Below are 9,926 nucleotides of genomic sequence, written 5' to 3'. Positions count from 1 at the left end.
CGCCCGCCCCGGCAACGACCGCCGCCCCCGCCCCCGCCACGGCGGCACCCCCGGCGCCGACCCAGGCCGTCCCGCGCAACCAGCCGGCGGCACTGCAGCTGCAGTCCTTCCGGCAGGCGGTGGCGCAGGCCCAGGTCGGCAAGGAACGGGACAAGCAGGCGGAGCTGCTGAAGATCCTCGACGCCACCTCCGCCCGCCTCAACGAGGGCGATCCGGACGGCGCCGCGCAGGAGCTCAGGAACGCCCAGAAGGTGATCCGGGACATGGGCAAGAAGCACGCCATCGACGCCCCCACCTTCACCAACTGGAACGCCCGCCTCTCGGCCCTGTTCGCCACCCTGCACACGGCCGCGGACCTCCAGGACGACTGACGCGCCGCCAGGCCGACGGCCCGGCCCGGCGGATCCTTCGGAACCGGCGGCTCCGCCGGGACCGAGGTCCTTCGGATCCGTCAGAATGGCGCCATGCTGACGATCGGATCCCTCGTCCTCGGAGTCTCCGACATGTCCCGCGCGGTCGCCTTCTGGACGGCGGCCCTCGGCTACGTCCCGCGCGGCGGCCTGGTCGAGGAGGACTGGACGGTCCTCGTACCCGCCGCGGGCGCGAGCGGCGTGCAACTCGCCCTCGGTGTCAGCGAGTCGCCCGTCCAGGAGCACCCGCGTGTCCACCTCGACCTCTACGCCGGGGACGCCGCCGACCAGGCCGCGGAGGTCGAGCGCCTGGTCGCCCTCGGCGCGGCGCGGGTGGAGTGGGATCTGTACCCGGAGGATCCGGACTTCGTGGTCCTCGCCGACACCGAGGGCAATCGGTTCTGCGTGATCGACACCAGCCGCTCCTGAATCCACGGGTTTGTCCACAGCCTGTGGACAGTTCTGTGGGGCATCCCGGCTCTGGAGGATCCTTGCTCTGGGGCCTCGGCGCGTCTGCCCAGCCCCGCCGCGCCGGGGGCGGGGATCAGGGGCGGGGATCCGGGCCGGTGATCCGGGCCGGTGATCCGGGGCCGGACATCACGGACCGCAGGTGCCCGGTTCAGCCCTTCCTTCGGATCCGCTGTTCGACGTTCCCCCGGATCGTCCGGGACGCCGTCCCGGCCGCCGCCGCGAGGAACACGAAGTTGTACCCGATCTGCAGCACCACCACGAGCCGCGCCGCCTGCCCCGAGGGCGTGATGTCGCCGTACCCCACCGTCGCCAGCGTCACGACGGTGAAGTACAGCGCGTCCAGCCGGGTCTCCAGCCCGGTGAACTCCGGCTTGTGCGCGCCCAGCACGTAGTACGTGGCCGAGAAGATGGTCACCGCCAGGCAGATCAGGAAGAGCAGCCAGGCCACCGGCCGCTTGGCCGTTCCCTGGAGCACACCGGCGATCTTGGCCAGCATCAGCCAGGTCAGCCCGACCAGCGCACCCGCGAACACCAGCCAGCTCAGCAGCGGTCGATCGTCGCCCAGCCAGTCGAACGGCAGCGTGAAGTACCCGGCCATCAGCAGGGCGAACGCGCCCAGCAGCCACCGCCAGGCCCGCAGGTCGGCCGGAGGCGGCGGCGGATTCTCGGACATCCCGCCCAGACTGCCCCGCTCCCGGCCCGGAGGCCCGTTCGCGTGCTCCGTTCAGGCGAGCCCGCCGCATCCTCGCCAGCGCCGACAGCGCCGGCCCACCGGCATCGGCACCGGCCCCGGAGCAGCAGAAAGCCCCTGGTGGTTCACCAGGGGCTTTCCGGAGGGACGAGGAGACTCAGGCGGTCGACTCGGGCCGCTTCGTCTCGGTGGCCTTGGTCACGTTGGTCGGCGTGACGGCCGGGCGATCGGCGCCCTGCTGGGGGGCGGCGGTGCTCTGCGCGGTGCCGGCGTCCGCCGGGGTGTCGTCCTCGCGCATGGCCTTCGTCTCGGCCTTCAGGATGCGCATGGACTTGCCCAGGCCGCGCGCCATCTCCGGCAGCTTCTTCGATCCGAACAGCAGGACTACGACCGCCAGCACCACGAGAATGTGCCAGGGCTCAAGACCGTTCCGCAGCATCCCTGGCCACCGGTCCCTTCTTGTCTAGTGTCATGGCGGGCCTGACGCCCGTGTTGGCCAGTATGCCTGGCCCTCACCTCGAACGGATACACCAGCCGGGAAACGCTGGCCAAAAACCGGGTGCCGTTCGAGCGGATCGCGAGCAAGGAGCCGGTCGGCGGGCCGGGTCCGCGGTGCCGAAGTTCACACCCCGCCCCTCGGGCCGTCAGCACCCCGGCCGTCAGTCCCCAAGCCGTCAGTAGATGAACGGCACCAGCCGCTTCGACGCCCGGCGGTAGTCCGCGTAGGCGCTCCCGAAGGAGTCCAGCAGCAGCCGTTCCTCGGCGGCGATCCGTCGGCCGTACGCGGCCAGCAGCAGCGCCGCGACCGCCAGGGCGGCCGCCCAGCTGCCGGTGCCGACCGCGTAGCCGATCCACACCAGCAGGCTGCTGGCGTACCCGGGGTGGCGGATCAGCCGGTACGGGCCGCTGCGGACGACGGATTGGGCGTCCACGGTGCGCAGGGTCCGGGTGTAGTACGCGCCCAGGGTGCGCATGCCCCAGGCCCGCAGGGCCAGCCCGGCGGCCACCAGTGCGACGCCGAACCAGCTTGCCGGGACGGGAAGTCGGCCGATCGACCCGCGGTCGGACAGTGCCACGACCAATGCCGACGCCGGATAGCAGACGAGCAGCAGCCGGGTCGAGCCCCGGTCCCGGCGGTCCGCGTGCCAGGTGCGGGCGGAGGCGTCCTCACGCCGACGCAGCAGCAGCTCGTACGCGACCCAGCACAGGACGCCGAGGAGGGAGAGGAGGGCGGGAAGGGACATGCGGCGGCTCCCTGCGGTCGGAGGGACACCTCCACGGTCCTCCCGGCAGGTCGCCCGCACCTGGGCCCGGGGGTGGAAGAGCCACCCTCCACCCCCGGGTGGAAGGTCACCCCCGGTGGAAGGTAACCCCCCGGTGGAAGGTCACTCCGTGCGCCGCGCCAGCAGGTAGCCGCGCCGGGTGGGGGCCTCCTCGGGCAGGCCCTCGCGCTCCAGCCGCGCCTCGACGGTGAAGCCGGCCCCGGCGAGGCGGTCGGCGACGGTGTCGGTCTCCAGGAAGTGGAAGTCCACGTCCACCGGGTGGCCCCACCACTCCTCCATCCGCCGCACCCCGGCACCGAGGTGGAAGGAGACCAGCAGCACCCCGCCGGGGCGCAGCACCCGCCGCATCTCGGCGAACGCGGGCGCCAGCTCGTCCGGCTCCAGGTGGATCACCGAGTACAGCGCCACGGCGGCGGCGAACTCGCCGTCGGCGGCGGGCAGCGACAGCAGGTCGCCGGTGCGGAACGTGGCCTTCGGCTGCTCGCGCTCGGCCAGTTCGACCATCCGCGGCGAGAGGTCGACCCCGACCGCCTCGGCGCCGCGCCCGGCCAGCCACCCCGCCACGTGCCCGGGCCCGCACCCCAGGTCCGCCACCACCCCGCCGGCTGCCTCCTCCAGGACCACCCCCAGCAGTGCCCGGTCCACAGCCTTGTGGGCCAGCTCACCCCCGATCCGCCCCAGGTACTCGTCCGCCACCGTGTCGTAAGTCCCGCGTACGCGTGTCCGATCAGCTCCCATGCCGCCACCCTGGCACGCCGGTCCGTCCGGGTGCTCCGCTTTCCCGGGCCCGCTCTTCCGCCTTTCCCGCCTTTCCCGGCCGCTTTCCCCGTCTCTCCGGTTGCTCCGTCTGGTCCCGCCCACGGCGGAGAGCCCCTGCCCTGGGGTGGGCGGGGGCTCTCGATGACTCGCGTGGATCGGGCCGGGGACGGATCGGGCCGGGATGGATCGGGCCGGTCAGGCGGTGACGGCCTCGGCCTCGGCTTCGGCCGCGGACTCGGCCTCGGCGGCGGGGGTCGGGGCCGGGGTGGCGGCCGGAAGGTGGCGCATCAGGCGGTAGGCCAGGAGTGCGGCGCCGAGGGCGAAGGCGACGCCGACTCCGGCGGCGACGTGCAGGCCGTCGGTGAAGGCGGTGCGGGCGGTCTCCAGCAGGTCGGCGCCGAGCCGGCCCGGGAGGTGGGCGGCGACGGAGACGGCACCGCCGAGGGTGTCCTGGGCGGTCCGGGCGGCCTCGCCCTGGACACCCGCCGGGAGGGCGCCGTCCAGCCGGTGCCGGTAGACCGCGGCACCGGCCGCGCCGAGCAGGGCGATGCCCAGGGAGCTGCCGAGCTCGACCGCGGTCTCGGAGGTGGCGGCAGCGGCGCCGGCCTGCTCGACCGGGGCGGCGGAGACGACCATCTCGGCGGTCATCGTCATGGTGCCGACCGTCCCCGCCGCCAGCACGCCCGCCGCAGTGAGGACGAGTGCCAGCGGGGAATGCGCGCCGACCTGCGTCATCATCGCGAAGCCCGCCGCGCCGACCAGGAACCCGCCGCCCATCAGCGCCGCCGGGCGGACCTTGCCGGCCAGGGCCGAGCTGATCCCGACCGCCGAGCCGACGCCCACGCTCGGCACCAGCGACCAGAGCGAGGCGGTCAGCGGGCTCATCCCCTTGACCAGCTGCAGGTACTGGGAGGTGAAGAGGGAGAAGCCCATCATCGCGAACATCGCGATCGTGTTGACGCTGATCGCGCCGCTGAAGGTGCGGATCCGGAACAGGCTCAGGTCGAGCAACGGGGTGGCGGCCGTGCGCTGGCGGTGGACGAAGGCGGCGGCGAGCAGCAGCCCGGCGGGCAGGGCGAGCGCGGGCAGCGGGCTCCAGCCCTCCACGGCGAGGGTCTTGACGCCGTAGACGAGCGGCAGGATCGCGCCCAGCGAGAGCACGGCGCCGAGCAGGTCGAACCGGCCGGTGCGGGCGGCGGAGCGGTACTCGGGGAGCAGGACGGGCGCGGTCAGCAGCACCAGGGCCATCACCGGGACGGCGATGAGGAAGGCGGAACCCCACCAGAAGTGGTCCAGCAGCAGGCCGCCGGCGACCGGGCCGAGGGTGGCCCCGGCGGTGAGGACGCCGCCCCAGGCGCCGAGGGCGATCTGCCGCTGCTTGGGGTCGTGGAACATGTTGCGGATCAGCGCGAGGGTCGAGGGCATCACGGTGGCCCCGGCGATGCCGAGCAGGGCCCGGGCCGCGATCAGCTGGTTCGCGTCGTGCGACCAGGCAGCCAGCAGCGAGGCACCGATGAAGCCCGTGGCGCCGATCATCAGCAGCCGACGGCGGCCGATCCGATCGCCCAGGGAGCCCATCGTGATGAGCAGTCCCGCCAGCAGGAACGAGTACATGTCCATGATCCAGAGCTGCTGGGTGCCGCTGGGCGCCAGCGTGGTGGAGATGTACGGGACGGCGAAGAACAGCACGCCCATGTCCATGGTGAGGACGAGGGTCGGGAGCAGGAGAACGGCCAGGCCGATCCATTCGCGACGGCCTGCGCGGCCGGTGGTTGCGGTCATGAGGAAGACGGTACGGGCGTGTCAGACGCCTGTCTAGTACGTATGTGTAAATCGACCGTGCGAGACGATCGTGTCACACGAACGTGCAAGACATCTGTGCAGTCCTTCCGTAGGATCGGAGGCATGGGAAACCGCGAAGACCTGATGGCGGGCGCCAAGCGCTGCCTGTACGAGAAGGGCTACGGGCGCACCACCGCCCGCGACATCGCCACCGCCTCCGGTGTCAGCCTGGCCGCGATCGGCTACCACTTCGGCTCGAAGGACGCGCTGCTCAACGCGGCGATGATCGAGGCGATCGGCGAGATGGGGGAGGCGCTGGGCGCGGTGGTGCTCGCCGCCGGCCAGGAGTCGGACGATCCGGAGGTGCGCTTCGCGGCCGTCTGGAACGGCCTGCGGGACGTCTTCGTCGAGCACCGCGGCCTCTGGGCGGCCCAGTTCGAGGCGCTCGCCCAGGCCGCGCACGCCCCCGAGCTGGCGCAGGCCTTCGCGGAGGCGCAGCGGGAAGGGCGGCTCGGCCTCGCCGCGGTGTTCCAAGGGGTGCCCGAGGTGCCGGACACCGAGGAGGAGGCCGCCCGCGGCGCCTTCTACCAGACCCTGCTGGCCGGCTACTGCGCCCAGTGGCTGGCCGCGCCCGACCTCGCGCCCAGCGGGCAGGACTTCCTGCGCGGGCTGCGGCTGGTCAGCGACAGCGTGCTCAACCCCGGCTGAGCCGCCGTCCCGGTCGATCGGTCGGCCCGGTGGGGTGGACAGGTCGGTCGGCCCGATCGGGTGGCCCGGTCGGGTGGTCAGGTCGGGTGGTCAGGCCGTGACGGCGGTCAGCAGCACCACGGAGTCGACGTGCGCCAGCAGCCCGTGCCGCTCCTGCGGGACGGGCTCCAGCCGTCCGGCCGACAGCTCCAGCCGCCGTCCGGCGATGGTCAGCGACACCCGGCCGCGCAGCACCTGGACGCTCCCGGCCGTGGGCGGGTTGTGCTCGTCCAGCGCTGTTCCGGCGGTCAGCGCGATCACGGTCTGCCGCAGGGCGCCGTCGTGCAGCACCAGGTGGGCGCTGCGCCCGTGCGGGCTCTCGGCCGCCAGGGCGGCGTGCTCCACCGCGAGCTGTTCGAGATCGGGCATCGCGCCGCCTCCTCGGTCCGTGTGCCCAGGGTCGCGGACGTCCGGGCGTCCCGCACCCGGAGCCGGTCGGCCCCGGCCGGCCCGAGGTGCAGGCTCCGTCGACTGCCCGCATCGTGGAGGCATGGCGACCAACCAGATCTTCAACGGATTCCGGGTCAACCGCTCGCTGCTGACCGGGGGCGCGGTGCTGACCGCGATCGGCACCGCGCTCAGCGCGGCCGGGGCGACGATGGTGTGCGCGGCACTGATCACGGCCGGCCGCGGCTGGCTGCGCAGCCTGGAGGCCACGCCGACCGCGCTCGCCCAGCGGGCACTGCGCGAGGCGCGGGTGGCGTCCACCGCCGGCTGGGAGGCCTGGCGCGCCGAGCACGGCTCGCCCAACTGATCGGCTCGCCCGGCTGAGCGGCCCCGTTCGGCCGGGCGGCCCCGTTCGGCCGGGCGTCCCCGCCCGCTTGAGCGGCGCGTCGGCAGGTGGACGGCGCGGCGGGCCGCCATGGGGGTGCGGCCCGTCGCGCCGTCGGACTCGAACGGGCCTACAGCCCGAGGGACTTGGCGATGATGCTGCGCATGACCTCGCTGGTGCCGCCGTAGATCCGGAACACCCGGTTGTCGGTGTAGAGCCGGGCGATCGGGTACTCCAGGATGTAGCCGTAACCGCCGTGCAGCTGGAGGCACTTGTCGATCACGGTGGAGGCCGACTCGGTGCAGAACAGCTTCGCCGCGGCCGCGTCCGCGACGGTCAGTTCGCCGTTCTGGTACAGCTCCAGCGCGCGGTCCACCATCGACTGCTGCGCCACCACCTGGGCCTCGCAGTCGGCCAGGGTGAACTTGGTGTTCTGGAACTCGGCGACCGCCTTGCCGAACACCTTGCGGTCCTTGACGTACTGCACCGCGAACCGCACCGCCGCCGCGGCCGACGCATACGCGCCGACGGCGATCGCCAGGCGCTCCTGCACCAGGTTGTGGGTCAGGTAGGAGAAGGCCCGGCCCTCCTCGCCGAGCAGGTTCTCCACCGGTACCCGGACGTCGTTGAACGCCAGTTCGGCGGTGTCCGAGGTGCGAAGCCCGATCTTCTGCAGCTTGCGGCCGACGGTGTAGCCCTCGGAGGTGGTGTCCACGCAGAGGATGGACAGGCCGGCCCGGCGGTTCTCCGCGTCGTACGGGGCGGTGCGGCAGACCACCAGGACGAGGTCGGCCAGGACGCCGCCGGTGATGAAGGTCTTCGCGCCGTTCAGGACGTAGTGGGTGCCGTCCTCGGAGAGCCGCGCCGTGGTGGTGATGCCCGCCAGGTCGGAGCCGGCGCCCGGCTCGGTCATCGCGATCGCGGTCATGATGTCGCCGGAGACGAAGCCGGGCAGCCAGCGCCGCTTCTGCTCCTCGTTCGCGTACTCCAGCAGGTACGGCAGCACCAGTCCGGTGTGCACGCCGGAGGAGCCGAAGCTGACACCCGCCCGGGCGGTCTCCTCGGCGATCACCGCCTGGTACTTGAAGCCGCTCTCACCCGCGCCGCCGTACTCCTCCGGCACCTCGATGCCGTAGACGCCGAGGGCGCCGAGCTGCCGGTAGAAGTCGCGCGGCGGGTGGCCGTCGGCCTCCCAGCTCTCGTAGACCGGGACGACCTCGTTGGCGATGAAGTCCCGGATGGTCTCCCGGAAGGCCTCGTGGTCCTCGTTGAACACGGTGCGGCGCACTACGGCGCTCCCTTCGACGGTGCCGGCCGGAGCTGCCGGCGGGGCGGAACGGGCCAGGTGGTGGCTCCACAAGTTAATCCCCGGTAGCTTCGGCTGTCCAGAGTCGGTGGAGCCGGTGGAGCAGGTCGGCGGGGGTGCCAAGTGAATCCTTGCTAGCCTTCGGTCGACATTCCTTCGGTCGACGCTCGGGAAGGCCGCGGGGTGGAAAGTCCGCGGGTCGTGAAGTCCGGGAGGGAGGCGCGCCATGGTGGTCCGACGGCCGCCCGGACGGCGTGCCCAGATCCTCGCGGTGGCGGCCGACCGCTTCCACCGCAGCGGTTACCACCAGGTCTCCATGACCGAGGTCGCCGCCGGGGTCGGCATCACCGCGCCCGCGCTCTACCGGCACTTCCGCGGCAAGCCCGAACTGCTCGACCGCACACTCCGGTTGGGCCTGGACGCGCTTGCCGACGGCCTGCGCGCGGCCCGCACCGTCGAGGAGGTCGGCGCCGCGTTGGCCGCCGTCGCGGTCGGCCACCGTCCGCTCGGCACCCTTGTGCAGCGGGATGCCCGGCTGCTGCCGCCGGACCGGCGGGCCGCGTTGCGCCGCGAACTGCGCGGGGACGTCGCCCTGATGGTCGCCCTGCTGGCTGCCGAGCGTCCGGAACTGTCCTCCGGGGACGCCGAGTTGCTCTGCTGGTCGGCGCTCTCGGCCTGCACCGGGCTGTCCTACCAGTCGGCCGCGCCGCAGCCCCGCCGGGCCGAGGCGCTGCTGCGGGAGTTGGTCGCCGCCGTCCTCGCCGTCCGGTTGGACGGTCAGGGCGCCGGTCCCACGGCCGTGCCCGTGCCCATGCCCGTGGCGGTATCCGACCCCGCGGCCGTACCCGGACGGGCGCCGGAGCCGAGGCCTCAGGTGCGCCGGGAGGAACTGCTCGCGGCGGCCGTCCGGTTGTTCCACCAGCGCGGTTTCGACAACGTCAGCACCGACCAACTCGGCGCCGCCGTGGGGATATCCGGGCCGAGCGTGTACCGGCACTTCGACAGCAAGGCCCAGTTGCTCGCCGCCTCGCTGGTGCGCAGCCGGGAGCGCCTCTGGCACGAGGTGGACGGCGCGATCGCGGCCGCGGACGGCCCGGGGGCCGCGCTGGAGGCCGGGCTGGGCGCCTACGTCGGCTTCGCCCTGCGGAACGGCGACTACCTCGGCGCGATGCTCAGCGAGACGGAGCGGCTGGCCCCGCCCGACCGCCGGGCCGCGGTGGACTTCCGCCGGGACTTCCTGCGCACCTGGGTCGGCCTGCTGCGGCAGGTGCGTCCGGAGTGCGACGCGGCTGCCGCCCGGATCCGGGTGCACGCGATGTTCGCCCTGGTCAACGACGGGGTGCGGAACCGTCCGCACAACGCCCGGCCGGACCTGGGAGCCTGCCTGCTGCAGCTAGGCGGGGCCGTTCTGGGGCTGCGGTGGGGCTGTCCTGGTGGGGGGCCCGAGGCGTGACGGTCTGAGGTGTTCCGCCCCGGGGTTCTGCCCTGACGCGCGGTGCCTTGAGGCGTGCACTCCCGCGCACGGGGCGGGCCGGGTGCCCGCTCCGTGCGCACGGAGCGGGCACGGAGCGGGCACCCGGCCCGGTCGAGGCCTGGTGGGCGGAGGCCTAGTAGTACTTCGTTAGGTTGGTTTGATCTTGGTGGCTGTGGCGGTGCATGCTGCGGTTTGTGGATCTTGGTGAGGTGGAGAAGCTTCGCGGTGACC

Annotated in this window: 12 protein-coding genes; 5 read left to right on the top strand and 7 right to left on the bottom strand. The window is 73.1% G+C overall.

Annotation, left to right across the window (positions count from 1 at the left end):
• Together IF30_RS0139280 and IF30_RS0139275 are read left to right on the top strand one after the other, a co-directional pair.
• Positions 1-371, top strand: a 371-nt coding sequence (locus tag IF30_RS0139280; RefSeq protein WP_030247696.1) for a hypothetical protein, incomplete at its 5' end; no start/stop codon positions are given.
• Between the two features lie 93 nt (positions 372-464).
• Complete coding sequence (locus IF30_RS0139275) at positions 465-839, top strand: VOC family protein (RefSeq protein WP_030247694.1); 375 nt, start codon at positions 465-467, stop codon at positions 837-839.
• Positions 840-1,029: 190 nt separating this feature from the next.
• On the opposite strand, the gene IF30_RS0139270 is transcribed toward IF30_RS0139275, so the two are convergent.
• From IF30_RS0139270 to IF30_RS0139250, 5 genes are all read right to left on the bottom strand, one after another.
• Positions 1,030-1,554: a potassium channel family protein gene (locus tag IF30_RS0139270; protein WP_063752996.1), complete on the bottom strand. Its 525-nt coding sequence runs from the start codon at positions 1,552-1,554 to the stop codon at positions 1,030-1,032.
• 175 nt (positions 1,555-1,729) lie between these two features.
• The gene (gene tatA, locus IF30_RS0139265) at positions 1,730-2,011 is read right to left on the bottom strand and encodes a Sec-independent protein translocase subunit TatA (RefSeq protein WP_030247691.1); all 282 of its coding nucleotides are present in this window, start codon (positions 2,009-2,011) and stop codon (positions 1,730-1,732) included.
• 235 nt (positions 2,012-2,246) lie between these two features.
• Positions 2,247-2,816 (bottom strand): methyltransferase family protein, encoded by a 570-nt coding sequence (locus IF30_RS0139260; RefSeq protein ID WP_030247689.1) that lies wholly within the window; start codon positions 2,814-2,816, stop codon positions 2,247-2,249.
• A gap of 141 nt (positions 2,817-2,957) precedes the next feature.
• Complete coding sequence (locus IF30_RS0139255) at positions 2,958-3,593, bottom strand: class I SAM-dependent methyltransferase (RefSeq protein WP_030247687.1); 636 nt, start codon at positions 3,591-3,593, stop codon at positions 2,958-2,960.
• Positions 3,594-3,809: 216 nt separating this feature from the next.
• The gene (locus tag IF30_RS0139250; protein ID WP_030247685.1) at positions 3,810-5,396 is read right to left on the bottom strand and encodes an MFS transporter; all 1,587 of its coding nucleotides are present in this window, start codon (positions 5,394-5,396) and stop codon (positions 3,810-3,812) included.
• A 123-nt stretch (positions 5,397-5,519) separates the two neighbouring features.
• Here IF30_RS0139250 and IF30_RS0139245 point away from each other — a divergent pair, with 123 nt between their 5' ends.
• Positions 5,520-6,104 (top strand): TetR/AcrR family transcriptional regulator, encoded by a 585-nt coding sequence (locus tag IF30_RS0139245; RefSeq protein WP_030247683.1) that lies wholly within the window; start codon positions 5,520-5,522, stop codon positions 6,102-6,104.
• A 90-nt stretch (positions 6,105-6,194) separates the two neighbouring features.
• On the opposite strand, the gene IF30_RS0139240 is transcribed toward IF30_RS0139245, so the two are convergent.
• Positions 6,195-6,512: a cupin gene (locus IF30_RS0139240; protein WP_030247681.1), complete on the bottom strand. Its 318-nt coding sequence runs from the start codon at positions 6,510-6,512 to the stop codon at positions 6,195-6,197.
• 121 nt (positions 6,513-6,633) lie between these two features.
• Between IF30_RS0139240 and IF30_RS0139235 the strand changes: the two genes are divergently transcribed.
• Positions 6,634-6,897 carry a hypothetical protein gene (locus IF30_RS0139235; protein WP_030247679.1) on the top strand — a complete coding sequence of 88 codons (264 nt, stop codon included), beginning with the start codon at positions 6,634-6,636 and terminating at the stop codon, positions 6,895-6,897.
• Between the two features lie 148 nt (positions 6,898-7,045).
• Here the strand turns inward: IF30_RS0139235 and IF30_RS0139230 are convergent, their stop codons facing one another.
• Positions 7,046-8,203 carry an acyl-CoA dehydrogenase family protein gene (locus IF30_RS0139230; RefSeq protein ID WP_030247678.1) on the bottom strand — a complete coding sequence of 386 codons (1,158 nt, stop codon included), beginning with the start codon at positions 8,201-8,203 and terminating at the stop codon, positions 7,046-7,048.
• A 244-nt stretch (positions 8,204-8,447) separates the two neighbouring features.
• On the opposite strand from IF30_RS0139230, the gene IF30_RS0139225 reads away from it, so the two are divergent.
• Positions 8,448-9,674, top strand: coding sequence for a TetR/AcrR family transcriptional regulator (locus tag IF30_RS0139225; RefSeq protein ID WP_051712212.1), 1,227 nt, complete (start codon positions 8,448-8,450; stop codon positions 9,672-9,674).
• Positions 9,675-9,926: the final 252 nt, after the last annotated feature.

This window comes from Streptomyces sp. NRRL S-350 (genome assembly GCF_000719705.1).
Classification (GTDB): domain Bacteria; phylum Actinomycetota; class Actinomycetes; order Streptomycetales; family Streptomycetaceae; genus Kitasatospora.
The sequence above is the reverse complement of the archived record's forward strand: the minus strand, read 5'-3'. Positions and strand labels throughout refer to the sequence as shown.